The 24,233-nt window shown below is 61.1% G+C and carries 20 protein-coding genes and 3 rRNA genes; 19 read left to right on the forward strand and 4 right to left on the reverse strand.

Annotated elements, in window-relative coordinates:
• The first annotated feature begins 265 nt into the window (after positions 1-265).
• From ACJA3S_RS03110 to ACJA3S_RS03135, 6 genes are all read left to right on the forward strand, one after another.
• Positions 266-1,802 (forward strand): 16S ribosomal RNA (locus ACJA3S_RS03110).
• 316 nt (positions 1,803-2,118) lie between these two features.
• Positions 2,119-5,010: ribosomal RNA gene (locus tag ACJA3S_RS03115) — 23S ribosomal RNA — on the forward strand.
• 134 nt (positions 5,011-5,144) lie between these two features.
• Positions 5,145-5,260, forward strand: a 5S ribosomal RNA gene (gene rrf, locus ACJA3S_RS03120).
• The 16S, 23S and 5S rRNA genes sit together here, the layout of an rRNA operon.
• Before the next feature lie 264 nt (positions 5,261-5,524).
• Complete coding sequence (locus ACJA3S_RS03125) at positions 5,525-6,184, forward strand: paraquat-inducible protein A (RefSeq protein WP_406820805.1); 660 nt, start codon at positions 5,525-5,527, stop codon at positions 6,182-6,184.
• A complete protein-coding gene (locus ACJA3S_RS03130) occupies positions 6,171-6,794 on the forward strand; it encodes a paraquat-inducible protein A (protein ID WP_406820806.1) in 624 nt (207 codons plus the stop codon). Before ACJA3S_RS03125 ends, ACJA3S_RS03130 begins: the two co-directional genes overlap by 14 nt.
• Complete coding sequence (locus ACJA3S_RS03135; RefSeq protein WP_406820807.1) at positions 6,787-9,087, forward strand: MlaD family protein; 2,301 nt, start codon at positions 6,787-6,789, stop codon at positions 9,085-9,087. The genes ACJA3S_RS03130 and ACJA3S_RS03135 overlap by 8 nt, the downstream gene beginning before the upstream one ends.
• Before the next feature lie 234 nt (positions 9,088-9,321).
• Here the strand turns inward: ACJA3S_RS03135 and rpsT are convergent, their stop codons facing one another.
• Positions 9,322-9,600, reverse strand: coding sequence for a 30S ribosomal protein S20 (gene rpsT / locus ACJA3S_RS03140; RefSeq protein ID WP_003247625.1), 279 nt, complete (start codon positions 9,598-9,600; stop codon positions 9,322-9,324).
• Positions 9,601-9,850: 250 nt separating this feature from the next.
• Here rpsT and murJ point away from each other — a divergent pair, with 250 nt between their 5' ends.
• The 6 genes from murJ (at position 9,851) to ispH (ending at position 17,186) form a co-directional block, all read left to right on the forward strand.
• Complete coding sequence (gene murJ, locus ACJA3S_RS03145) at positions 9,851-11,389, forward strand: murein biosynthesis integral membrane protein MurJ (protein WP_406820808.1); 1,539 nt, start codon at positions 9,851-9,853, stop codon at positions 11,387-11,389.
• Positions 11,390-11,507: 118 nt separating this feature from the next.
• Positions 11,508-12,458 carry a bifunctional riboflavin kinase/FAD synthetase gene (gene ribF, locus ACJA3S_RS03150; RefSeq protein ID WP_170028135.1) on the forward strand — a complete coding sequence of 317 codons (951 nt, stop codon included), beginning with the start codon at positions 11,508-11,510 and terminating at the stop codon, positions 12,456-12,458.
• Entirely contained in the window at positions 12,455-15,286 is a 2,832-nt protein-coding gene (gene ileS, locus ACJA3S_RS03155; protein ID WP_186689413.1) for an isoleucine--tRNA ligase, read from the forward strand. The genes ribF and ileS overlap by 4 nt, the downstream gene beginning before the upstream one ends.
• Positions 15,279-15,794, forward strand: a complete 516-nt coding sequence (gene lspA / locus ACJA3S_RS03160; RefSeq protein WP_406820809.1) for a signal peptidase II — start codon at positions 15,279-15,281, stop codon at positions 15,792-15,794. The genes ileS and lspA overlap by 8 nt, the downstream gene beginning before the upstream one ends.
• Positions 15,787-16,224, forward strand: a complete 438-nt coding sequence (gene fkpB / locus ACJA3S_RS03165) for an FKBP-type peptidyl-prolyl cis-trans isomerase (RefSeq protein WP_186674028.1) — start codon at positions 15,787-15,789, stop codon at positions 16,222-16,224. Before lspA ends, fkpB begins: the two co-directional genes overlap by 8 nt.
• 14 nt (positions 16,225-16,238) lie before the next feature.
• A complete protein-coding gene (ispH, locus tag ACJA3S_RS03170; protein WP_186674026.1) occupies positions 16,239-17,186 on the forward strand; it encodes a 4-hydroxy-3-methylbut-2-enyl diphosphate reductase in 948 nt (315 codons plus the stop codon).
• Between the two features lie 57 nt (positions 17,187-17,243).
• Here the strand turns inward: ispH and ACJA3S_RS03175 are convergent, their stop codons facing one another.
• Complete coding sequence (locus ACJA3S_RS03175; RefSeq protein ID WP_406820810.1) at positions 17,244-17,741, reverse strand: GspH/FimT family pseudopilin; 498 nt, start codon at positions 17,739-17,741, stop codon at positions 17,244-17,246.
• Positions 17,742-17,850: 109 nt separating this feature from the next.
• On the opposite strand from ACJA3S_RS03175, the gene ACJA3S_RS03180 reads away from it, so the two are divergent.
• From ACJA3S_RS03180 to thiO, 5 genes are read left to right on the forward strand one after another with little or no spacing between them, the layout of a single operon-like run.
• On the forward strand, positions 17,851-18,033 hold the full coding sequence (locus tag ACJA3S_RS03180) for a prepilin-type N-terminal cleavage/methylation domain-containing protein (protein ID WP_406822192.1): 183 nt from the start codon (positions 17,851-17,853) through the stop codon (positions 18,031-18,033).
• A complete protein-coding gene (locus ACJA3S_RS03185) occupies positions 18,030-18,674 on the forward strand; it encodes a PilW family protein (protein ID WP_406820811.1) in 645 nt (214 codons plus the stop codon). Before ACJA3S_RS03180 ends, ACJA3S_RS03185 begins: the two co-directional genes overlap by 4 nt.
• Positions 18,671-19,135: a hypothetical protein gene (locus tag ACJA3S_RS03190; RefSeq protein WP_406820812.1), complete on the forward strand. Its 465-nt coding sequence runs from the start codon at positions 18,671-18,673 to the stop codon at positions 19,133-19,135. The genes ACJA3S_RS03185 and ACJA3S_RS03190 overlap by 4 nt, the downstream gene beginning before the upstream one ends.
• 1 nt (position 19,136) lies before the next feature.
• Entirely contained in the window at positions 19,137-19,526 is a 390-nt protein-coding gene (locus tag ACJA3S_RS03195) for a type IV pilin protein (RefSeq protein WP_170028144.1), read from the forward strand.
• Between the two features lie 54 nt (positions 19,527-19,580).
• Positions 19,581-20,678: a glycine oxidase ThiO gene (gene thiO, locus ACJA3S_RS03200; protein WP_406820813.1), complete on the forward strand. Its 1,098-nt coding sequence runs from the start codon at positions 19,581-19,583 to the stop codon at positions 20,676-20,678.
• 158 nt (positions 20,679-20,836) lie between these two features.
• On the opposite strand, the gene ACJA3S_RS03205 is transcribed toward thiO, so the two are convergent.
• Both ACJA3S_RS03205 and ACJA3S_RS03210 read right to left on the reverse strand, forming a co-directional pair.
• Positions 20,837-21,067, reverse strand: a complete 231-nt coding sequence (locus ACJA3S_RS03205) for a PP0621 family protein (RefSeq protein WP_289133731.1) — start codon at positions 21,065-21,067, stop codon at positions 20,837-20,839.
• A 94-nt stretch (positions 21,068-21,161) separates the two neighbouring features.
• Complete coding sequence (locus ACJA3S_RS03210; RefSeq protein WP_170028154.1) at positions 21,162-22,181, reverse strand: outer membrane protein assembly factor BamD; 1,020 nt, start codon at positions 22,179-22,181, stop codon at positions 21,162-21,164.
• Between the two features lie 147 nt (positions 22,182-22,328).
• Between ACJA3S_RS03210 and rluD the strand changes: the two genes are divergently transcribed.
• Positions 22,329-23,291 (forward strand): 23S rRNA pseudouridine(1911/1915/1917) synthase RluD, encoded by a 963-nt coding sequence (gene rluD, locus ACJA3S_RS03215; protein ID WP_170028155.1) that lies wholly within the window; start codon positions 22,329-22,331, stop codon positions 23,289-23,291.
• Positions 23,288-24,028: a peptidoglycan editing factor PgeF gene (pgeF, locus tag ACJA3S_RS03220; protein WP_406820814.1), complete on the forward strand. Its 741-nt coding sequence runs from the start codon at positions 23,288-23,290 to the stop codon at positions 24,026-24,028. The genes rluD and pgeF overlap by 4 nt, the downstream gene beginning before the upstream one ends.
• Positions 24,029-24,233: the final 205 nt, after the last annotated feature.

Genomic DNA, 24,233 nt, shown 5'->3' on the forward strand with positions numbered 1-24,233 from the left:
GCTAAACGAGTTTCTCGCAAAAAACTTCAAAATAAACGCTTGACAGCAAATGAGGAAAGCGTAGAATGCGCGCCTCGGTTGAGACGAAACGCTCTTAACCAAACGCTCTTTAACAAATCGAATCAAGCAATTCGTGTGGGTGCTTGTGAGTACGGACTGATAGTCACAAAGATTATCAGCATCACAAGTGACCATGCGAGAAATCACATAGTCATTTGAGATTGCTGAGCCAAGTTTAGGGTTTCTTAAAAACCCAAGCAGTATTGAACTGAAGAGTTTGATCATGGCTCAGATTGAACGCTGGCGGCAGGCCTAACACATGCAAGTCGAGCGGATGACGGGAGCTTGCTCCTTGATTCAGCGGCGGACGGGTGAGTAATGCCTAGGAATCTGCCTGGTAGTGGGGGACAACGTTTCGAAAGGAACGCTAATACCGCATACGTCCTACGGGAGAAAGTGGGGGATCTTCGGACCTCACGCTATCAGATGAGCCTAGGTCGGATTAGCTAGTTGGTGAGGTAATGGCTCACCAAGGCGACGATCCGTAACTGGTCTGAGAGGATGATCAGTCACACTGGAACTGAGACACGGTCCAGACTCCTACGGGAGGCAGCAGTGGGGAATATTGGACAATGGGCGAAAGCCTGATCCAGCCATGCCGCGTGTGTGAAGAAGGTCTTCGGATTGTAAAGCACTTTAAGTTGGGAGGAAGGGCAGTAAGTTAATACCTTGCTGTTTTGACGTTACCGACAGAATAAGCACCGGCTAACTCTGTGCCAGCAGCCGCGGTAATACAGAGGGTGCAAGCGTTAATCGGAATTACTGGGCGTAAAGCGCGCGTAGGTGGTTCGTTAAGTTGGATGTGAAAGCCCCGGGCTCAACCTGGGAACTGCATCCAAAACTGGCGAGCTAGAGTACGGTAGAGGGTGGTGGAATTTCCTGTGTAGCGGTGAAATGCGTAGATATAGGAAGGAACACCAGTGGCGAAGGCGACCACCTGGACTGATACTGACACTGAGGTGCGAAAGCGTGGGGAGCAAACAGGATTAGATACCCTGGTAGTCCACGCCGTAAACGATGTCAACTAGCCGTTGGAATCCTTGAGATTTTAGTGGCGCAGCTAACGCATTAAGTTGACCGCCTGGGGAGTACGGCCGCAAGGTTAAAACTCAAATGAATTGACGGGGGCCCGCACAAGCGGTGGAGCATGTGGTTTAATTCGAAGCAACGCGAAGAACCTTACCAGGCCTTGACATGCAGAGAACTTTCCAGAGATGGATTGGTGCCTTCGGGAACTCTGACACAGGTGCTGCATGGCTGTCGTCAGCTCGTGTCGTGAGATGTTGGGTTAAGTCCCGTAACGAGCGCAACCCTTGTCCTTAGTTACCAGCACGTTATGGTGGGCACTCTAAGGAGACTGCCGGTGACAAACCGGAGGAAGGTGGGGATGACGTCAAGTCATCATGGCCCTTACGGCCTGGGCTACACACGTGCTACAATGGTCGGTACAGAGGGTTGCCAAGCCGCGAGGTGGAGCTAATCTCACAAAACCGATCGTAGTCCGGATCGCAGTCTGCAACTCGACTGCGTGAAGTCGGAATCGCTAGTAATCGCGAATCAGAATGTCGCGGTGAATACGTTCCCGGGCCTTGTACACACCGCCCGTCACACCATGGGAGTGGGTTGCACCAGAAGTAGCTAGTCTAACCTTCGGGAGGACGGTTACCACGGTGTGATTCATGACTGGGGTGAAGTCGTAACAAGGTAGCCGTAGGGGAACCTGCGGCTGGATCACCTCCTTAATCGACGACATCAGCCTGCTGATGAGCTCCCACACGAATTGCTTGATTCATGGTTGAAGACGATCAAGGCCCTGTCTGGGTCAAGTTTTGTTCCTGATCAAACTCAGAAATGAGCATTCGCTTCGAATGTTGATTTCTGGCTTTTGTCAGATCGTTCTTTAAAAATTCGGATATGTGATAGATATAGACTGATGGCCAGTTTCACTGCTGGTTAATCAGGCTAAGGTAAAATTTGTGAGTTCTGCTCGAAAGAGCAACATGCGAATTTTCGGCGAATGTCGTCTTCACAGTATAACCAGATTGCTTGGGGTTATATGGTCAAGTGAAGAAGCGCATACGGTGGATGCCTTGGCAGTCAGAGGCGATGAAAGACGTGGTAGCCTGCGATAAGCTTTGGGGAGTCGGCAAACAGACTGTGATCCAGAGATCTCTGAATGGGGGAACCCACTCAGCACAAGCTGAGTATCTTGTACTGAATACATAGGTGCAAGAGGCGAACCAGGGGAACTGAAACATCTAAGTACCCTGAGGAAAAGAAATCAACCGAGATTCCCTTAGTAGTGGCGAGCGAACGGGGACCAGCCCTTAAGTTGATTTGAGATTAGTGGAACGCTCTGGAAAGTGCGGCCATAGTGGGTGATAGCCCCGTACACGAAAATCTCTTGTCAATGAAATCGAGTAGGACGGAGCACGAGAAACTTTGTCTGAACATGGGGGGACCATCCTCCAAGGCTAAATACTACTGACTGACCGATAGTGAACCAGTACCGTGAGGGAAAGGCGAAAAGAACCCCGGAGAGGGGAGTGAAATAGAACCTGAAACCGTATGCGTACAAGCAGTGGGAGCCTACTTTGTTAGGTGACTGCGTACCTTTTGTATAATGGGTCAGCGACTTATATTCAGTGGCGAGCTTAACCGAATAGGGGAGGCGTAGCGAAAGCGAGTCTTAATAGGGCGTTTAGTCGCTGGGTATAGACCCGAAACCGGGCGATCTATCCATGGGCAGGTTGAAGGTTAGGTAACACTGACTGGAGGACCGAACCGACTACCGTTGAAAAGTTAGCGGATGACCTGTGGATCGGAGTGAAAGGCTAATCAAGCTCGGAGATAGCTGGTTCTCCTCGAAAGCTATTTAGGTAGCGCCTCATGTATCACTCCAGGGGGTAGAGCACTGTTTCGGCTAGGGGGTCATCCCGACTTACCAAACCGATGCAAACTCCGAATACCTGGAAGTGCCGAGCATGGGAGACACACGGCGGGTGCTAACGTCCGTCGTGAAAAGGGAAACAACCCAGACCGTCAGCTAAGGTCCCAAAGTCATGGTTAAGTGGGAAACGATGTGGGAAGGCTTAGACAGCTAGGAGGTTGGCTTAGAAGCAGCCACCCTTTAAAGAAAGCGTAATAGCTCACTAGTCGAGTCGGCCTGCGCGGAAGATGTAACGGGGCTCAAACCATGCACCGAAGCTACGGGTGTCATCTTTGATGACGCGGTAGAGGAGCGTTCTGTAAGCCTGTGAAGGTGAGTTGAGAAGCTTGCTGGAGGTATCAGAAGTGCGAATGCTGACATGAGTAACGACAATGCGAGTGAAAAACTCGCACGCCGAAAGACCAAGGTTTCCTGCGCAACGTTAATCGACGCAGGGTTAGTCGGTCCCTAAGGCGAGGCTGAAAAGCGTAGTCGATGGAAAACAGGTTAATATTCCTGTACTTCCAGTTATTGCGATGGAGGGACGGAGAAGGTTAGGCCAGCCTGGCGTTGGTTGTCCAGGTTTAAGGTGGTAGGCTGGAATCTTAGGCAAATCCGGGATTTCAAGGCCGAGAGCTGATGACGAGTTGCCTTTAGGCGACGAAGTGGTTGATACCATGCTTCCAAGAAAAGCTCCTAAGCTTCAGATAACTGGGAACCGTACCCCAAACCGACACAGGTGGTTAGGTAGAGAATACCAAGGCGCTTGAGAGAACTCGGGTGAAGGAACTAGGCAAAATGGCACCGTAACTTCGGGAGAAGGTGCGCCGGCGAGGGTGAAGGACTTGCTCCGTAAGCCCATGCCGGTCGAAGATACCAGGCCGCTGCGACTGTTTATTAAAAACACAGCACTCTGCAAACACGAAAGTGGACGTATAGGGTGTGACGCCTGCCCGGTGCCGGAAGGTTAATTGATGGGGTTAGCGCAAGCGAAGCTCTTGATCGAAGCCCCGGTAAACGGCGGCCGTAACTATAACGGTCCTAAGGTAGCGAAATTCCTTGTCGGGTAAGTTCCGACCTGCACGAATGGCGTAACGATGGCGGCGCTGTCTCCACCCGAGACTCAGTGAAATTGAAATCGCTGTGAAGATGCAGTGTATCCGCGGCTAGACGGAAAGACCCCGTGAACCTTTACTATAGCTTTGCACTGGACTTTGAATTTGCTTGTGTAGGATAGGTGGGAGGCTTTGAAGTGGGGACGCCAGTTCTCATGGAGCCATCCTTGAAATACCACCCTGGCAACTTTGAGGTTCTAACTCAGGTCCGTTATCCGGATCGAGGACAGTGTATGGTGGGTAGTTTGACTGGGGCGGTCTCCTCCCAAAGAGTAACGGAGGAGTACGAAGGTGCGCTCAGACCGGTCGGAAATCGGTCGTAGAGTATAAAGGCAAAAGCGCGCTTGACTGCGAGACAAACACGTCGAGCAGGTACGAAAGTAGGTCTTAGTGATCCGGTGGTTCTGTATGGAAGGGCCATCGCTCAACGGATAAAAGGTACTCCGGGGATAACAGGCTGATACCGCCCAAGAGTTCATATCGACGGCGGTGTTTGGCACCTCGATGTCGGCTCATCACATCCTGGGGCTGAAGCCGGTCCCAAGGGTATGGCTGTTCGCCATTTAAAGTGGTACGCGAGCTGGGTTTAGAACGTCGTGAGACAGTTCGGTCCCTATCTGCCGTGGACGTTTGAGATTTGAGAGGGGCTGCTCCTAGTACGAGAGGACCGGAGTGGACGAACCTCTGGTGTTCCGGTTGTCACGCCAGTGGCATTGCCGGGTAGCTATGTTCGGAAGAGATAACCGCTGAAAGCATCTAAGCGGGAAACTTGCCTCAAGATGAGATCTCACTGGAACCTTGAGTTCCCTGAAGGGCCGTCGAAGACTACGACGTTGATAGGTTGGGTGTGTAAGCGCTGTGAGGCGTTGAGCTAACCAATACTAATTGCCCGTGAGGCTTGACCATATAACACCCAAGCAATTTGCTGACGCAGATTGCGGTGGTGAAGACGATACGAACCGAAAGTTCGCAACGAACCACGAACATCACATATCCGAATTCGCTGGAGTGTCTACCAAGACCTTCTGGCAACAGAATTTCTTGACGACCATAGAGCATTGGAACCACCTGATCCCATCCCGAACTCAGCAGTGAAACGATGCATCGCCGATGGTAGTGTGGGGCTTCCCCATGTGAGAGTAGGTCATCGTCAAGATTCATTTCGCAAAACCCCTATCTGCGCATGCAGGTAGGGGTTTTGTCTTTGCGCCGGCAAAACAAGCGCGCTCCCTGTAGGCGCGGCGTTGCGTCGCGATCGGCCGCACAGCGGCCGCCACCCTGCAACCCCAAGCTACCCGGCAAACCGCGTCGCCAGTTTCGCGGCTGAAGCCGTTCCTACACCGATCGCCACGAAAGGCCCGCTCCCACTATCCAGGCAAGAACACTAGAATAGCCCCACGCACCTATTCAGAAGCGCTATATGCCCAACCCTGTCGAACCCGAATCATTGGCCCGCTTGCCGTTGGACGAGCTGGTTGCCTGCCATGAGTGCGACCTGCTGCTGCGCAAGCCCGTACTCCAGCACGACGAAAAGGCCCTGTGCCCGCGCTGCGGTTACGAGCTCTATGCCCACCGGCACAATGTGGTCAATCGTAGCCTGGCGTTGGTACTCACCGCTCTGCTGCTGTTCGTACCGGCCAATTTCCTGCCGATCATGCAGCTGCATCTGCTCGGCCAGACCTCGGACGATACCGTGTGGAGCGGCGTGCTGGGCCTGTACAACTCGGGCATGCGCGGCGTGGCCGTGGTGGTGTTTCTCTGCAGCATGGCCATACCGCTGGCGAAACTCCTGTGCCAACTGGCCGTGTTATTGAGCATCCGGCTGAACATCGGCCGTGATTACGGCCTGCTGTTCTACCGCATCTATCACCATTTGCGTGACTGGGGCATGCTCGAGGTCTATTTCATGGGCGTGCTGGTGGCCATCGTCAAGCTGGTGGACCTGGCTGAACTGACCGTTGGCCTGGGGCTGTTCTGCTTCATCAGCCTGCTGTTGATCCAGGTATGGCTCGAGGTGGTGATGTCGCCGCACCAGATCTGGAGAGCGCTTTCGGGGGAGGACGTGCATGCGGGCGATTGATGCAGGCATTCTGGTCTGCAATGAATGTCACGAGCTGAACCGGCAAGCGCCGGGCAGCACTTCACAGACCTGCACACGCTGCGGCGCCATCGTGCATGCCCGCCGGCCGAACAGCATCGTGCGTACCTGGGCGCTGCTGATCGCTGCATCGATCTTGTACATCCCGGCCAACATGCTGCCGATCATGACCGTCAGTACGCTCGGCCAAGGCAGCCCTGACACGATCATGTCCGGTGTCATCACCTTGCTCAAGCACGGCATGCTGCCCATTGCTGCGGTGGTGTTCATTGCCAGTATTCTGGTGCCCACCTTCAAGCTGGTGGGCATTGGCCTGCTGTTGTATTCCGTTCAGCGGCGGCAGCCGCTTTCGGCGCGGCAACGGATATTGATGTACCGCTTCATCGAATTCATCGGGCGCTGGTCCATGCTTGATATCTTCGTTATCGCCATCCTGGTGGCGGTGGTGAATTTTGGCCGAATCGCCAGTGTCGAAGCCAACCTGGGCGCTGTCGCCTTTGCAACTGTGGTGATCCTGACAATGCTTGCTGCTTTAACTTTCGATCCCCGACTGATTTGGGATAACACGGAGTCGGATGACGACCATGAGTGACCTGCCAACGGCTAAAACCCGCCCAGCTTCGAACTGGTCGGCCATCTGGATACTGCCTCTGATTGCCTTGATGATCGGTGGCTGGCTGGCCTGGCAGGCTTACCGTGATGCCGGGGTGGAAATTGAAGTGCGCTTCGAATCGGGTGAGGGGATCGTCGCCAACAAGACCGAGGTTATCTACAAGGGCATGCCGGTTGGCAAGGTGACCCGCCTGGTGCTGGACGCCAAGGGCGAGAACCAGGGGGTGATCGCCACCATCGAGATGAACAAGGCTGCCGAGCCCCACCTGACCAAAGGCACGCGCTTCTGGCTGGTAAAACCAAGTGTCAGCCTGGCGGGTATTTCCGGCCTTGAGACACTGGTGTCAGGCAACTACATCGCGGTCAGCCCGGGGGAGGGCGAGCGTACCAAGCGTTTCACCGCGTTGAAGGTGGCGCCGCCGCTGTCGGACACCGAGCCGGGCCTGCACCTGACCCTGAAGGCCGAGCGGCTGGGCTCGCTCAACCGTGACAGCCCGGTGTTCTACAAGCAGATCCAGGTCGGCCGAGTGAAGAGCTATCGCCTTTCCGATGACCAAAGCACCGTCGAGATCAAGGTCTTCATCGAGCCGGCATACGCCAGCCTGGTGCGCAAGCACACACGTTTCTGGAACGCCAGCGGCGTCAGCATCGATGCGTCGCTGTCGGGGGTGAAGGTGCGCAGCGAGTCGCTGTCCAGCATTGTCGCCGGTGGTATCGCCTTTGCCACGCCGGAACACCGTAAGGACAGCCCGCCCACCGACTCCAGCCTGCCGTTCCGCCTGTATGAAGATTTCGATGCGGCCCAGGCCGGTATCCGGGTAAAGCTGAAGTTGAGCGACTATGAAGGCCTGCAGGCGGGGCGTACCCCCGTCATGTACAAAGGTATCCAGGTCGGCTCGCTGAAAACCCTGAAGATGGAAGACAACCTGGCCAGCGCATCGGCCGAATTGACGCTGGACCCATTGACCGAGGACTACCTGGTCGAGGGCACGCAGTTCTGGGTGGTCAAACCATCGATTTCGCTGGCGGGTATCACAGGCCTGGAAGCCTTGGTCAAAGGCAACTACATCGCTATTCGTCCCGGCGAGAAGGGCGCGCGCCCCGAGCGTGAGTTCGAGGCCCGTGCCAAGGCGCCGCCACTCGACCTGAAGGCGCCTGGCCTGCACATGGTGTTGTTCGCCGACACCCTGGGCTCGCTGGAGATCGGTAGCCCGGTGATGTACCGCCAGGTAAAGGTGGGTAGCGTGCAAAGCTACCAGTTTGCGCGTAACAGCAACCGCATCCTGATCGGCGTGCATATCGAGAAGGAATACGAAAAACTGGTCAACGGCTCGTCGCGCTTCTGGAACGTCAGTGGTATCACCCTGACCGGTGGCCTGTCCGGCATCAAGATCAAGAGTGAGTCGCTGCAAACGCTGATGGCCGGTGGTATTGCCTTCGACACGCCGCGCCCCGATGTGGCGCTCAAACGCCATATTCCGCGCTTCCGCCTGCATGACAGCCAAGAGGCGGCCAACCGCGCCGGTACGTTGGTCACCATCCGCGTCGACCGTGCCGATGGTTTGAAACCGGGTACGGCTATCCGCTTCCGTGGCCTGGATGTAGGCAGTATCGAGAGCGTCGACCTCACGGATGACCTGCAAGCGGTATTGCTGCGGGCACGTATTACCGAAGCTGCAGACCGTATTGCCCGGGTCGGCACGCAGTTCTGGGTGGTCAAGCCGGCTTTTGGCCTGGTGCGCACCCAGAACCTCGACACCCTGGTCGGCGGGCAATACCTGGAAGTGCAGCCGGCAGCCAAGGACCGTGGCCCGCAGCGTGACTTCATCGCGCTGGCCGAGGCGCCGCAAGTGGCAGGGCCGGAAGTCGGCCTGCCGTTGACGCTCAGCGCGGCGCGCCGTGGCTCGATCAAGCCGGGCGTGCCGGTGACCTACCGCGAGGTCGCAGTGGGCAAGGTGACAGGCTTCGAGTTGGGCCAGAGTGCTGACCGTGTGCTGATCCATATCCTGATCGAGCCGCGCTATGCGGCACTGGTGCGCAGCGGCAGTCGCTTCTGGAACAGCAGTGGCTTCGGTCTCGACTGGGGGCTGTTCAAAGGGGCTACGGTGCGTACCGAGTCGGTGGAGACCCTGATCGACGGCGGTATCGCCTTCGCCACGCCGGATGGTGACCAGATGGGCACCCCGGCACGGCCGCAGCAGACGTTTGCCTTGTTTGACCAGGCCGAAGAAGACTGGCTGAAGTGGGCGCCGAAGATTCAGATAGCCAAGTAATACCAGGCCACCTCAGGCTCGCCTCTTTGTAGGAGCGGCCTTGTGCCGCGATCGGGCTGCAAGGCAGCCCCAGCGGTATCTGCGTTGCAGCTGCAATCGAGGGGCTGCTACGCACCCCGATCGCGACACAAGGCCGCTCCTACAAAAAGCGGTGCGGCGTGGGGTAGTGCTGAAGCACAAATCGCAGGCAATAAAAAACCGACCCTGAGGTCGGTTTTTCGACTAGCGCGTCGCTTAGGCAGCTGCAGCTTCTTTCAGCGCCTTGATGTGGCCATTCAGACGGCCTTTGTGACGAGCAGCCTTGTTCTTGTGGATGATGCCCTTGTCGGCCATACGGTCGATTACAGGCACAGCCAGAACGTAAGCGGCTTGCGCTTTTTCGGCGTCTTTTGCGTCGATGGCTTTAACTACATTCTTGATGTAGGTGCGGACCATGGAACGCAGGCTGGCGTTGTGGCTGCGACGCTTCTCAGCCTGTTTTGCACGTTTCTTGGCGGAAGGTGTGTTGGCCACCGTCGAGCTCCTCGAAAGACTTTAGGTAAATAGCAAACAAAATAGGCCGCGAATCATGCCGATCAGTCGAGCGGATGTCAAGGCCACCTGCAAGGTTCCGCCGAGCGGTGCGCCAACAGGAGGGAAAGATTCCTTTCTGCTGCGCGACCTGTAAACTCGGGAATTTTTGGCTCCCCTGCGAAGGCGCGGGAGTATCGCACATTCGGACGCTGTCTGGCAGCGTCCTCTGCCCTTGGCGTGAATCTTTTCGATGAACCTGCTCAAATCCCTGGCTGCGGTAAGCTCGATCACCATGATTTCGCGGGTGCTGGGCTTTGTCCGCGACACCATCCTGGCGCGTATCTTTGGCGCCGGCATCGCCACCGATGCCTTCTTCATCGCTTTCAAGCTGCCCAACCTGCTGCGGCGCATCTTCGCCGAAGGTGCGTTTTCCCAGGCCTTCGTGCCGATCCTGGCCGAATACAAGACCCAGCAAGGCGAGGAGGCCACCCGTACCTTCGTCGCCTATGTCAGCGGCCTGCTGACCCTGGTCCTGGCGCTGGTGACCGCCATCGGCATCCTGGCCGCGCCATGGGTGGTCTGGGCTACCGCGCCAGGCTTTGTCGACAGTGCCGAAAAGTACCAGCTGACCACCGCCCTGTTGCGGGTGACATTTCCTTATATATTGCTGATCTCGCTGTCTTCGCTGGCCGGGGCCATCCTCAATACCTGGAACCGCTTCTCGGTACCGGCCTTCACCCCGACCCTGTTGAACGTGGCGATGATCGCCTTCGCCGTACTGCTGACGCCGTACTTCGACCCGCCGATCATGGCCCTGGCCTGGGGTGTGCTGGCCGGCGGCCTGGCGCAGCTGCTGTACCAGCTGCCCGCGCTGAAGCGGATCGGCATGCTCGTGCTGCCGCGCCTGAACCTGCGCGACACCGGGGTATGGCGGGTGCTCAAGCAGATGCTGCCGGCGATCCTCGGGGTGTCGGTGAGCCAGATCTCGCTGATCATCAACACCATCTTCGCCTCGTTCCTGGTGGCTGGCTCGGTGTCGTGGATGTACTACGCCGACCGCCTCATGGAACTGCCTTCAGGCGTGCTGGGCGTGGCCTTGGGCACCATCCTCCTGCCGACCTTGGCCAAGACCTACGCCAACAAGGACCGCGAAGAGTACTCGCGGATCCTCGACTGGGGCCTGCGCCTGTGCTTCCTGCTGGTGCTGCCTTGCACCCTGGCCCTGGCCATCCTCGCCGAGCCGCTGACCGTGGCGCTGTTCCAGTACGGCAAGTTCAGCGCCACCGACGCAGCCATGACCCAGCGGGCGCTGATTGCCTATTCGGTGGGCTTGCTGGCGATCATTCTGGTCAAAGTACTGGCCCCGGGCTTCTATGCGCAGCAGAATATCCGCACGCCAGTGAAGATCGCGGTGTTCACCCTGGTCTGCACGCAGCTGTTCAACCTGGCCCTGATCGGCCCGCTGGCACACGCCGGGCTGGCACTGGCAATCAGCCTGGGCGCCTGCCTGAATGCCGGCCTGCTGTTCTGGAAGCTGCGCAGCCAGCAACTGTTCCAGCCGCAGCCAGGCTGGGCGATGTTCCTGCTCAAGCTGCTGCTGGCCGTCGGGCTGATGTCGGCAGTGTTGCTGGCTGGCATGCACTTCCTGCCGGCCTGGGAGCAGGGCAACATGCTCGAGCGCCTGCTACGCCTGGCAGCGCTGGTACTGGCTGGCGTCGTGAGCTATTTCGGCTGCCTGTACCTGTGCGGCTTCCGCCCACGGCATTTCGCCCGCAAGGCCTTGCACTGAGGCAGCGGGTGGGTCAGGCGTCGGTTTTTCGCATTCCACGCCGCCCTTGGGCGCTGCTGCCTGTCACCGGCGCCCGGGTGTGGTTATAATCGGCCACTTTATGAGCAAGAAGCGCGTTATGCAGCTGGTTCGAGGTCTTCACAACCTGCGCCCCGAGCACCGGGGCTGTGTCGCCACCATTGGCAACTTCGACGGGGTTCACCGCGGCCACCAGGCGATCCTGGCGCGCCTGCGCGAGCGCGGCCAGGCCTTGGGCCTGCCGACCTGCGTGGTAATCTTCGAACCCCAGCCACGCGAATATTTCGCCCCCGATAGCGCGCCGGCGCGCCTGGCCCGCCTGCGCGACAAGATCGAGCTGCTGGCAGCCGAAGGCATCGACCAGGTCCTGTGCCTGGCATTCAACCAGCGCCTGAGCCAGCTCGGTGCCGATGCCTTCGTCAAGACCATCCTTGTCGACGGCCTGGGGGTACGCCACCTCGAAGTGGGTGATGACTTCCGCTTTGGTTGCGATCGCGCCGGTGACTTTGCCTTCCTGGTCGATGCCGGCAAGCAGTACGGCTTCTCTGTCGAGGCCGCCAACACAGTGATCCAGGACGGCCTGCGGGTCAGCAGCACCGAAGTGCGCAAGGCGCTGTCCGAAGGCAACTTCGAACTCGCCGAGCACCTGCTGGGCCGCCCGTACCGCATCAGCGGCCGCGTGCTGCACGGCCAGAAGCTGGCCCGCCAGCTCGGTACACCCACCGCCAACATCCAGCTCAAGCGCCGCCGGGTGCCGTTGTCCGGGGTCTACCTGGCCAGCATCGAGATCGACGGCAAGGCCTGGCCGGGTGTCGGCAATATCGGCGTGCGCCCCACCGTTGCCGGTGACGGGCGCCCGCACCTGGAGATTCATCTGCTGGACTATGCCGGCGACCTGTATGGCCGGCGCCTGACGGTGGAGTTCCACCACAAGCTGCGTGAAGAGCAGCGTTTCGCCTCCCTGGAGGCGCTGAAGTCGGCGATCGATGCGGATATCGCCGCCGCACGTGCACATTGGCACGCTCAACCGTTAACGAAGAGCCTGAAATGACCGACTACAAAGCCACGCTAAACCTTCCGGACACCGCCTTCCCCATGAAGGCCGGCCTGCCTCAGCGCGAACCGCAGATCCTGCAGCGCTGGGACAGCATTGGCCTGTACCAGAAGCTGCGCGAAATTGGCAAGGATCGTCCCAAGTTCGTCCTGCACGACGGCCCGCCCTATGCCAACGGCAAGATTCACATCGGTCATGCGCTGAACAAGATCCTCAAGGACATGATCGTCCGTTCCAAGACCCTGGCCGGCTTCGATGCGCCGTACGTGCCGGGCTGGGACTGCCATGGCCTGCCGATCGAGCACAAGGTCGAGGTCACCCACGGCAAACACCTGTCCGCCGACCGCACCCGCGAGCTGTGCCGCGAGTATGCCGCCGAGCAGATCGAAGGGCAGAAGACCGAGTTCATCCGCCTGGGCGTGCTGGGTGACTGGGACAACCCGTACAAGACCATGAACTTTGCCAACGAGGCCGGTGAAATCCGCGCCCTGGCCGAGATGGTCAAGCAGGGCTTCGTGTTCAAGGGCCTGAAGCCGGTGAACTGGTGCTTCGATTGTGGCTCGGCGCTGGCCGAAGCCGAAGTCGAGTACGCCGACAAGAAATCGCAGACCATCGACGTGGCCTTCCCGGTTGCCGATGAGGCCAAGCTGGCCGCCGCGTTCGGCCTTGATGCGCTGGCCAAGCCGGCCGCCATCGTGATCTGGACCACCACCCCGTGGACCATCCCGGCCAACCAGGCGCTGAACATCCACCCCGAGTTCAAGTACGCCCTGGTCGATACCGGCGCGCGCCTGCTGGTGCTGGCCGAAGAACTGGTCGAAGCGTGCCTGAAGCGCTACAACCTGGAAGGCTCGGTGATCGCCACCGCCCAGGGTTCGGCACTGGAGCTGATCAACTTCCGTCACCCGTTCTACGATCGCCTGTCGCCGGTGTACCTGGCCGACTACGTCGAGCTGGGCGCCGGTACCGGCGTGGTGCACTCCTCGCCAGCCTACGGTGAAGACGACTTCGTCACCTGCAAGCGCTACGGCATGGTCAACGACGACATCCTCACCCCGGTGCAGAGCAACGGCGTGTATGTGGATTCGCTGCCATTCTTCGGCGGCCAGTTCATCTGGAAGGCCAACCCGGCCATCGTCGACAAGCTGAGCGAAGTCGGTGCGCTGATGCACACCGAAACCATCAGCCACAGCTACATGCACTGCTGGCGCCACAAGACCCCGCTGATCTACCGCGCCACCGCGCAGTGGTTCGTGGGCATGGACAAGCAGCCGTCCACTGGCGAGCCGCTGCGTGAGCGCGCGCTGAAAGCCATCGAGGACACCAAGTTCGTACCCGCCTGGGGCCAGGCGCGCCTGCACGCGATGATCGCCAACCGCCCGGACTGGTGCATCTCGCGTCAGCGCAACTGGGGCGTGCCGATCCCGTTCTTCCTGCACAAGCAGACCGGCGAACTGCACCCGCGCACCGTCGAGCTGATGGAAGAAGTGGCCAAGCGCGTCGAGCAGCAGGGCATCGAGGCCTGGTTCAAGCTGGACGCTGCCGAACTGCTGGGCGCCGAAGCCGAGCAGTACGACAAGATCGCCGACACCCTCGACGTCTGGTTCGACTCGGGGACCACCCACTGGCATGTGCTGCGTGGTTCGCACGACATTGGCCACGCCACCGGCCCGCGTGCCGACCTGTACCTGGAAGGTTCCGACCAGCACCGCGGCTGGTTCCACTCTTCGCTGCTGACCGGCTGCGCCATCGACGGCCATGCGCCGTATCGCGAGCTGCTGACCCACGGCTTCACCGTGGACGAGAACGGCCGCAAGATGTCCAAGTCGCTGGGTAACACCATCGAGCCGGAAAAGGTCAACAACACCCTGGGTGCCGACATCCTGCGCCTGTGGGTCGCCGCCACCGACTACTCCGGTGAGATGGCCGTTTCCGAGCAGATCCTGCAGCGTAGCGCCGACGCCTACCGCCGCATCCGCAATACCGCACGCTTCCTGCTGTCCAACCTGTCCGGCTTCGACCCGGCGCGCGACCTGCTGGCCCCGCAAGACATGCTGGCGCTGGACCGCTGGGCAGTCGACCGCACCCTGCTGCTGCAGCGCGAGCTGGAAGAGCACTACAGCGAGTACCGTTTCTGGAACGTCTACTCCAAGGTGCACAACTTCTGCGTGCAGGAACTGGGAGGCTTCTACCTCGACATCATCAAGGACCGCCAGTACACCACCGGCGCCAACAGTGTCGCCCGCCGTTCCTGCCAGACCGCGCTGTACCACATCAGCGAGGCGCTGGTGCGCTGGATCGCCCCGATCCTGGCGTTCACCGCCGACGAAATCTGGCAGTACCTGCCGGGCGAGCGCAACGAGTCGGTGATGCTCAATGGCTGGTACCAGGGCCTGAGCGAGCTGCCGGAAGGCACCGAGCTGGACCGCGCCTACTGGGACCGCGTGATGGCGGTGAAGGCCTCGGTCAACAAGGAGCTGGAGAACCAGCGTACCGCCAAGGTCATCGGCGGCAACCTGCAGGCCGAAGTCACCCTGTATGCCGACGAAGGCCTGAGCGCCGACCTGGGCAAGCTGGGTGACGAGCTGCGCTTCGTGCTGATCACCTCGGCCGCCAGCGTGGTGCCGTTCGCCCAGGCGCCGGCCGAAGCCGTGGCCACCGAAGTCGAAGGCCTGAAGTTGAAGGTGGTCAAGTCCGGCCACGCCAAGTGCGGCCGTTGCTGGCACTTCCGCGCCGACGTCGGCAGCCATCCGGAGCATCCGGAAATCTGCGGCCGTTGCGTCGACAACCTGAGCGGCTCGGGTGAGGTGCGCCACTATGCCTAACCCTGCAGCGGGGCGCTTCGGGCGCCTTGCATGGCTTTGGCTGAGCCTGTTGGTCCTGGTCCTCGACCAGGCCACCAAGCTGTATTTCAACAATGCCCTGACCATGTACCAGCAGATCGTCGTGATTCCCGGCTACTTCAGCTGGACCCTGGCCTACAACACCGGCGCGGCCTTCAGCTTCCTGGCGGAAAGCTCCGGCTGGCAGCGCTGGCTGTTCGCCCTGATCGCCGTGGTGGTCAGTGCCGTGCTGGTGGTATGGCTCAAGCGCCTGGGGCGCAACGAGACCTGGCTGGCCGTGGCGCTGGCGCTGGTGCTGGGTGGTGCGATCGGCAACCTGTACGACCGCGTCGTGCTCGGCCATGTGGTCGACTTCATCCTGGTGCACTGGCAGAACCGCCATTACTTCCCGGCCTTCAACCTGGCCGACAGCGCCATCACCGTTGGTGCGGTGATGCTGGCGCTGGATATGTTCAAGAGCAAGAAGTCCGAGGATCCGGTCCATGACTGACACCCGTATCGGCCAGAACACCGAAGTCACCCTGCACTTCGCGCTGCACCTGGAAAACGGCGATACCGTCGACAGCACCTTCGACAAGGCCCCGGCCACCTTCAAGGTGGGCGATGGCAACCTGCTGCCAGGTTTCGAGAACGCCCTGTTCGGCTTCAAGGCCGGTGACAAGCGCAACGTGGTGGTGGCCCCGGAGAACGCCTTCGGCCAGCCTAACCCACAGAACGTGCAAGTCATGCCGCGGTCCCAGTTCGAGGGCATGGAGCTGTCCGAGGGATTGCTGATCATCTTCAACGATGCCGCCAATACCGAGCTGCCGGGTGTGGTCAAGGCGTTCGATGACGACCAGGTGACCATCGACTTCAATCACCCACTGGCTGGCAAGACCCTGACCTTCGAGGTGGAGATCCTCGAGGTCAAGGCCCTGTAAGCCTGGAGCTGAACATGCAAATCAAACTCGCCAACCCTCGCGGCTTTTGCGCGGGGGTCGACCGGGCGATCGAGATCGTCAACCGCGCGCTGGAAGTCTTCGGCCCGCCGATCTATGTGCGTCACGAAGTGGTGCACAACAAGTTCGTGGTCGAAGACCTGCGCAACCGTGGCGCCATCTTCGTCGAGGAGCTGGACCAGGTGCCGGATGACGTCATCGTCATCTTCAGCGCCCACGGGGTTTCCCAGGCCGTGCGCCAGGAAGCCGCTGGCCGTGGCCTGAAAGTGTTCGACGCCACCTGCCCGTTGGTGACCAAGGTGCACATCGAAGTGGCCAAGTACAGCCGCGATGGCCGTGAGTGCATCCTCATCGGCCACGAAGGGCACCCGGAAGTCGAAGGCACCATGGGCCAGTACGACGCCAGCAACGGTGGCGCCATCTATCTCGTCGAGGACGAGGAGGATGTCGCCAACCTGCAGGTGAAAGACCCGGACCACCTGGCCTTCGTCACCCAGACCACGCTGTCGATGGACGACACCAGCCGCGTCATCGACGCCCTGCGCGCACGTTTCCCGAACATCGGCGGCCCGCGCAAGGATGACATCTGCTACGCCACCCAGAATCGCCAGGATGCGGTGAAGCAACTGGCGGACGAGTGCGACGTGGTACTGGTGGTCGGCAGCCCGAACAGCTCCAACTCCAACCGCCTGCGCGAGCTGGCCGAGCGCATGGGCACGCCGGCCTACCTGATCGATGGCGCCGAAGACCTGCAACGTGGCTGGTTCGAGCAGAAGGCGCGAATCGGTATTACTGCGGGCGCTTCGGCCCCCGAGGTGCTGGTGCGTGGCGTGATCGAGCAGCTCAAGGCCTGGGGCGCTACCGGCGCTGAAGAACTGGATGGGCGTGAAGAGAACATCACCTTCTCCATGCCCAAAGAGCTGCGGGTTCGTTCGCTGATTTGAAGTGACCCTATCCCGGCCCCATCGCTGGCTTGCCGGCGATAGGTGGCTACGGCTGGTTCAGGGCTGGGCGGCCGGACACTGGGTGCCTGGGCCGGCCTCTGTATCCAGCCTGACCCTGCCGGTGGATGCCAGCACCACCTTGTAGCGGCTGTCGCCTGACGACCGCTCACAAACACGCAGCGTGGTAGCCAGCAACTGGTTGCCCAGCCCCAGTGGAACCCCCTGCGCACTGAATTTCACCTGCCCGCCACGATTGCCAGCAATCTCCAGAGGCCGTGAAAGACGCTGTTCACGCAGCACTTGCTGGTTATGTTCCAGCAGTACCCGCCAACCGTTCCCCCACTTGCCGTCCAGGGCCTGCACCAGCACCGGCTGGCCTTGCAGCATGGCATGGCTGCGCGCAGTGCGCAGGGCCTGCGCCAGGTCGCGGGCGGCAGCTGCCCTGTGCAAGTCGTCGCTCAACCGGGCATAGGCGGGCATGCCGAGCTGGGTCAGCAACACCGCCACTGCCAAAGCCGACAACATTTGAATCAGTGTTACGCCTCGTTGCTTCACCGTGCATTCCTCCCTGGAAGTGCTTGGCTATAGCTTCTCGGTCGTTGGACAGGAGCACCAGTCGCCCGAGTTCAAGGCAATTGCAGGAAAAGTCTCAGGAGGTGCAGGGATGCAGGCAGTTCAACGAGGCATGACACTGCTGGAAGTGCTCTTGGCGCTGGTGGTGGTGGCGGTCGGCCTGTTTGCAGCGGCAGGCCTGCAATTGCAGGCATTGCAGGCCGTGGAGGGCGCGCGCCGCGATGGGCAGGCAGCAATGGCGGCGCACAGCGAGCAAGAACGGAGGCTGCAGTGAAACGCAGGCAACGCGGGTTTGGTTTGCATAAGGTGATGATCGCCCTGGCGCTTGGCCTGATGCTGCTGGCGGCGGCTAGCCAGGTCTTTGTTGCGGCGCACCAGAGCTGGCAACTACTGAGTACGGCAGCACACATGCAGGACGAGGCCCGCCTGGTATTGCTGCGCATGGCGCAGGATATCCGCATGGCAGGCATGTTCGGCTGCCTGCGCCTGCAGCCTGGCGATTTCGCCGAAGTGCCAGCACGGCAGGCGTTCGGCCGCCCGTTGCAAGTCGAAGGCACCAGGCTCAGCCTGGTGGTGGCAGAGTTGCCCGGGCAGGCCGGGGCGCCAGACTGGTTCTTGCACACCGACTGTCTCGAAACCGTACGGGTGAGCAAGCAACGACAGACGGGCTACCCAGTGGTACAGCCGGTCAGCCGGTATACCTATCAGCTGCAAGGCACCAAGCTGACGTTCAAGCGCGCTGATAGCAAGGCTCAACCGCTGCTCGAGAACGTGCGGGCGATGCGTCTCGAGCGCGTGCAAATGGCGCAGGGCGAGCGCATAGACATTGCCCTGACGCTGTACGAACCGATGCTCAGGCTCGAACAGCAGCATGAGCTGAGCGTGACAATCCGCAACCCGGTGCCTGCCTCATGAACCGCCAGCGTGGCCTGGTGCTGTTGCTGGCATTGCTCTTGAGCATGTTGCTCGGCCTGCTGGCAGCATCCTCCCTGCGCGCTGCGCTGGTGGAAACACGAATGGCTGGCTACCTGCGCGACGGCCTGCTGGCGCTGGAACAAGCCGAGGAAGCCTTGCTGGCGGGGGAGGGCGAGGTGCATCGGGCACCGCCTGCCCCTTGCAATGCCTGCCCGCCCCCAGCCCGCCCGCACGATCTGGCCGGGCAATGGCAGCGCACGCGCATGGGCTATTTCCAGTTGCAGAACCTGGGGTCGAGCAGCCGTGCCGCGCACATGCCGGAAGGGCAGCAGGTTGCCCTGTTCAGGATTACCGCCGTCAGCCTGCAGGCCCAGCCCCGCCATGTACTTGAGGCGGTCTATGCCGTGGCCGACGACGGTGCGCGGCGCATTGCCTGGCGGCAAAGATTGCAAGGAGACTGACATGCAGCAAGGCTTGAGCCTGATTGAGTTGTTGATTGTGCTGGCGGTCACCGGCATTCTGGCAGCCATTGCCTACCCCAGTTACAACGACCAGCTCCGGCGCGCTGCACGCAGCGAGGCGGTCGGCCTGCTGCACGATGCTGCCCTGCGCCTGGAGCGCCACCGCGTGCTCACCGGCCAGTACGCCGAGGGCGAGCCGGCCTTGCCCGCGGGTAACCGCTACTACCGCCTGCAGGCCCAGCGCGACAGGGATACCTTCACGCTGCGTGCCCGGCGGCTGCCGGGCGCACTGATGGCGCAGGATCGCTGTGGTGATTTCCAGCTCGACCAGGCCGGTGTACGGAGCAATCCGGGCGCCGTTGGTGGCAGCGAACACTGCTGGGGAAGCTGAAGGTTGAATGATGCCGGGTGCATCGCGAATTTACTTCAGGTGTTGGATCGACAGATGAGCAAGCGAGTAGTGGTGGTCGGCGGCGGGGTGATCGGCCTGCTGACGGCGTTCAACCTGGCGGCGAAAGTCGGGCAGGTGGTGGTGTGTGACCAGGGCGAGGTCGGCCGCGAGTCGTCCTGGGCCGGCGGTGGCATCGTTTCGCCGCTGTACCCGTGGCGCTACAGCCCGGCAGTGACGGCCCTGGCGCACTGGTCGCAGGACTTTTATCCACAGCTGGGCGAGCGTTTGTTCGCCAGCACTGGCGTCGACCCCGAAGTGCACACCACCGGCCTGTACTGGCTCGACCTGGACGACGAGGCCGAAGCGCTGGCCTGGGCCGAGCGTGAGCAGCGGCCGCTGAGTGCCGTGGATATCTCGGCGGCCTATGACGCAGTGCCGGTGCTGGGCCCGGGCTTCAAGCGTGCCATCTACCTGGCCGGCGTGGCCAACGTGCGCAACCCGCGCCTGGTGAAGTCGCTCAAGGCGGCGTTGCTGGCGTTGCCCAACGTGACCTTGCGTGAGCACTGCCAGATTACCGGCTTCGTCGGGCAAGGCGGCCGCGTGACCGGTGTGCAGACGGCAGACGGTGTGCTGGCGGCGGATGAAGTGGTGCTCAGCGCCGGGGCCTGGAGTGGCGACCTGCTGGGTACGCTTGGCCTGGCGCTGCCGGTGGAGCCGGTGAAAGGGCAGATGATCCTGTTCAAGTGTGCCGAAGATTTCCTGCCAAGCATGGTGCTGGCGAAAGGGCGGTATGCGATCCCGCGGCGCGACGGCCACATTCTGGTAGGCAGTACGCTGGAGCATGCCGGGTTTGACAAGACGCCCACGGTGGATGCGCTGGAGAGCCTGAAGGCGTCGGCGGTGGAGTTGCTGCCAGGGCTCGAAGGGGCCGAGGTGATGGCGCATTGGGCCGGCCTGCGGCCTGGCTCGCCGGAAGGCATTCCCTACATCGGGCCGGTGCCGGGGCATGAAGGGTTGTGGTTGAACTGCGGGCATTACCGCAACGGGCTGGTACTGGCGCCTGCCTCCTGCCAGCTGTTTACCGATTTGCTGACCGGGGCCGAGCCGATCATCGACCCGGCGCCGTATGCACCGGCTGGGCGGTTGGGCTGAGATCATCGGGGCCGCTTTGCGGCCCATCGCGACACAAGGCCGCTCATACACGGTGATCTGCCCCTGGCGTCGCACAAACAAATCAAATTCAGCGCGTTTGCGCTCCCCCTGTAGGGGCGGCCTTGTGTCGCGATGGGCTGCAAAGCAGCCCCCGGGGCCTAACGGGATTGCCCCGGCCCCTGCTGCAGGTGCGCCTGGCTGCAATACCACTCGTTGCCCTGCTGCAACGCCCGGTCATTGGGCAGGTGCACACCACAATGGGCGCAGCGCACCATCTTCAGCGGCGCATCCAGCTTGGCCTCGGGGCGTGACTGCTGGCTGACTTTGAATTTGCGCCACAGCCAGAACGCGGCGGCGATCAGGGCGATCCAGAAAAGTAGGCGAACCATGGTGTCCAGCTTGTCGGTTGAAGAAGCCGACAGTCTAGGACGCGGCCAATAAAAAAGGGAGGCCCCGGGCCTCCCTTTCACCTGCCGCAGCAGATCAGTCGAACAGACCAAAGGTCATGTAGCTGAACCAGGAACGGTCCTGCTCGGCTTCCTTCGGCCCTTCCGGCACGATCGGGTCGCCGTTCTCGTCCTTCGGCAGCAGCTCTTCCGGCATCTCGTCGCGCGCGTCCTGGAACTGCTTGACCACGTCCTGGTTGGCGCGGGTTTCGCCCGGCGGCAGCGGGGTGTCGGTTTCGATCAGGCCCAGGGTGGCCTTGGACAGCCAGCCGCGGCCGTCAGACTCGGTCTGCTTGGGCTGGAATTCACCGTCCACCAGGCTCGGGTGGTCCGGGTAGTTCAGCTTGAGGGTTTCCAGGCTGGTGGCCGCCAGTTCGTCCAGGTGCATCTTCTGGTACGACTCGACCATCACTGCCAGGCCATCACCGACCGACGGGGTTTCCTGGAAGTTTTCCACCACGTAGCGGCCACGGTTGGCTGCGGCCACATAGGCCTGGCGGCTCAGGTAGTAGTCGGCGACATGGATTTCGTACGCGGCCAGCAGGTTGCGCAGGTAGATCATGCGCTGCTTGGCGTCAGGCGCGTAGCGGCTGTTGGGGAAACGGCTGGTCAGCTGGGCGAACTCGTTGTACGAGTCGCGCGCGGCACCCGGGTCACGCTTGGTCATGTCCAGCGGCAGGAAGCGCGCTAGCAGGCCACGGTCCTGGTCGAACGAGGTCAGGCCCTTGAGGTAGTAGGCATAGTCGACGTTCGGGTGCTGCGGGTGCAGGCGGATGAAGCGCTCGGCGGCCGACTTGGCAGCCTCGGGCTCCGAGTTCTTGTAGTTGGCGTAGATCAGCTCGAGCTGCGCCTGGTCGGCATAACGGCCGAACGGGTAGCGCGACTCCAGGGCCTTGAGCTTGTTCACGGCGCTGGTGTAGCTGGAGTTGTCCAGGTCAGCCTGCGCCTGCTGGTACAGCTCGGCCTCGCTGAGGTTCTCGTCGATGACTTCCTTATTCGAGGAACAGGCCGCGGTGAGCCCGAGGATGGCGATCAGCAGCAGGTGTTTCACTTGCATGGCGGCTTGCGTCCCTTTGACGGCCGCTGTCTTGGGCGGTGCCGTCCTGTTATGATGAGCGCCCCGGCCAACCCCGGGACAAAAGAAGCCGTATTTAACCACAAGCTCGCAGCCGAAACCAAAGGCTGTGCGCCCGCCGAATCGAGCATGTCCGAGATCATTCAACTTAGCGCAGAGGTGCCGTCCGAACTGGGCGGTCAACGCCTCGACCAGGTCGCCGCCCAATTGTTCGCCGAGTACTCGCGTTCGCGGCTAACTTCGTGGATCAAAGAAGGCCGCCTGACGGTCGATGGCGCGGTAGTGCGCCCTCGCGACCTCGTCCATGGTGGCTCGCAGCTTATCCTGGAGGCCGAGCAAGAGGCCCAGGGTGAGTGGGTCGCAGAGGATATCGAACTGGATATCGTCTACGAGGACGACCACATCATGGTGATCAACAAGCCTGCCGGGCTGGTTGTGCACCCAGCCGCCGGGCATGCCAGTGGCACCCTGCTCAATGCCTTGCTGCACCACGTGCCGGACATCGTCAACGTACCGCGCGCCGGTATCGTTCACCGCCTGGACAAGGACACCACCGGCCTGATGGTGGTGGCCAAGACCTTGCAGGCGCAGACCCGGCTGGTCGAGCAGATGCAGGCGCGCAAGGTCAGCCGCATCTACGAGTGCATCGTGATTGGCGTGGTGACAGCTGGCGGCAAGATCGATGCCCCGATCGGTCGCCATGGCGGCATGCGCCAGCGCATGGCGGTCACCGACGGCGGCAAGCCGGCGGTCAGCCACTACCGTGTGCTCAAGCGCTTCCGCTCGCACACCCACGTGCGGGTCAAGCTGGAAACCGGCCGTACCCACCAGATTCGCGTGCACATGGCGCATGTCGGTTTCCCGCTGGTCGGCGACCAGACCTACGGTGGCCGCTTCCGGATTCCGCCGGCGGCCAGCCCGACCATGGTCGAGGCGGTGAAAACCTTCCCGCGTCAGGCACTGCATGCGCGCTTCCTCGCGTTGGCCCACCCGATTACCGGTGAAGTCATGAAATGGGAATCGCCACTGCCGGACGACTTCGTCTGGTTGCTGTCGCTGCTGAACCAGGACCGCGAGAGCTTTATCGGATGAGTGGCCTGACGCAGACGCTGCTATACCCCGACTGGCCGGCCCCGGCCTCGGTGCGCGCCTGCGTCACCACTCGACAGGGCGGCGTCAGCCTGGCGCCCTATGCAACCTTCAACCTTGGCGACCACGTTGGCGACGACCCGGCAGCGGTGGCCGAGAACCGTCGCCGCCTGAGCGACGAATTCGCCATTCAGCCGGCCTGGCTCAAGCAGGTGCATGGCCTGGTGGTGGCCGATGCCGACCCGGCCGTGGTCGCCGAGGCCGATGCCAGCTGGACCGACCAGCCAGGCATTGCCTGCGCGGTGATGACTGCCGATTGCCTGCCGGCGCTGTTCTGTGACCGTGCCGGTACCCGCGTGGCGGCGGCGCATGCCGGCTGGCGCGGGCTCGCCGGTGGCGTGCTGGAAGCCACGCTCGAGCGCCTGGCATTGCCGCCTGAAGAGGTGCTGGTGTGGTTGGGGCCGGCGATCGGGCCGCAGGCTTTCGAAGTCGGCCTGGAAGTGCGCGATGCCTTTACCGCGGTGCACCCCGAAGCGGCGCGGGCCTTTGTCGCTGGCGAGCGGCCGGGCAAGCTGATGGCCGACATCTATGAGCTGGCACGTATTCGTCTGGCGGCACGTGGGGTAACGGCCGTTTATGGCGGCGGCTGGTGCACGGTCAGTGACGAGCGGTTCTTCTCCTATCGCCGTACTCCGCAGGGTGGGCGGTTTGCTTCCCTGGTGTGGCTGGAGCCGCGCTAGCCTGCACGGGCCTCTTCGCGGGCACGCCCGCTCCCACAAGTAATTCACAACCGTTGAAACCTGGTGTACCTGTGGGAGCGGGCATGCCCGCGAATGCCCCACCGCCAATCCAACAGGTTGACTTTGGTCAACCCCGCTACGCTTGAATCTTCCACAATCAGCCTTATCTATAAGGTCATCTCAGGCAGGTTTCTTCATCAACAGG

This window comes from Pseudomonas sp. KnCO4 (genome assembly GCF_045344305.1).
GTDB lineage: Bacteria > Pseudomonadota > Gammaproteobacteria > Pseudomonadales > Pseudomonadaceae > Aquipseudomonas > Aquipseudomonas anuradhapurensis.

Excerpts from the sequence above, each read along its gene's own strand:
- fkpB (WP_186674028.1), top strand. The coding sequence starts at position 15,787 with ATGACTGACACCCGTATCGGCCAGAACACCGAAGTCACCCTGCACTTC.
- ACJA3S_RS03195 (WP_170028144.1), top strand. The coding sequence starts at position 19,137 with ATGCAGCAAGGCTTGAGCCTGATTGAGTTGTTGATTGTGCTGGCGGTC.
- rluD (WP_170028155.1), top strand. The coding sequence starts at position 22,329 with ATGTCCGAGATCATTCAACTTAGCGCAGAGGTGCCGTCCGAACTGGGC.
- lspA (WP_406820809.1), top strand. The coding sequence starts at position 15,279 with ATGCCTAACCCTGCAGCGGGGCGCTTCGGGCGCCTTGCATGGCTTTGG.
- murJ (WP_406820808.1), top strand. The coding sequence starts at position 9,851 with ATGAACCTGCTCAAATCCCTGGCTGCGGTAAGCTCGATCACCATGATT.
- pgeF (WP_406820814.1), top strand. The coding sequence starts at position 23,288 with ATGAGTGGCCTGACGCAGACGCTGCTATACCCCGACTGGCCGGCCCCG.
- ACJA3S_RS03130 (WP_406820806.1), top strand. The coding sequence starts at position 6,171 with ATGCGGGCGATTGATGCAGGCATTCTGGTCTGCAATGAATGTCACGAG.
- thiO (WP_406820813.1), top strand. The coding sequence starts at position 19,581 with ATGAGCAAGCGAGTAGTGGTGGTCGGCGGCGGGGTGATCGGCCTGCTG.
- ACJA3S_RS03125 (WP_406820805.1), top strand. The coding sequence starts at position 5,525 with ATGCCCAACCCTGTCGAACCCGAATCATTGGCCCGCTTGCCGTTGGAC.
- ACJA3S_RS03135 (WP_406820807.1), top strand. The coding sequence starts at position 6,787 with ATGAGTGACCTGCCAACGGCTAAAACCCGCCCAGCTTCGAACTGGTCG.
- ileS (WP_186689413.1), top strand. The coding sequence starts at position 12,455 with ATGACCGACTACAAAGCCACGCTAAACCTTCCGGACACCGCCTTCCCC.
- ACJA3S_RS03205 (WP_289133731.1), bottom strand. The coding sequence starts at position 21,067 with ATGGTTCGCCTACTTTTCTGGATCGCCCTGATCGCCGCCGCGTTCTGG.
- ispH (WP_186674026.1), top strand. The coding sequence starts at position 16,239 with ATGCAAATCAAACTCGCCAACCCTCGCGGCTTTTGCGCGGGGGTCGAC.
- ACJA3S_RS03210 (WP_170028154.1), bottom strand. The coding sequence starts at position 22,181 with ATGCAAGTGAAACACCTGCTGCTGATCGCCATCCTCGGGCTCACCGCG.
- ribF (WP_170028135.1), top strand. The coding sequence starts at position 11,508 with ATGCAGCTGGTTCGAGGTCTTCACAACCTGCGCCCCGAGCACCGGGGC.
- ACJA3S_RS03180 (WP_406822192.1), top strand. The coding sequence starts at position 17,851 with ATGCAGGCAGTTCAACGAGGCATGACACTGCTGGAAGTGCTCTTGGCG.
- ACJA3S_RS03190 (WP_406820812.1), top strand. The coding sequence starts at position 18,671 with ATGAACCGCCAGCGTGGCCTGGTGCTGTTGCTGGCATTGCTCTTGAGC.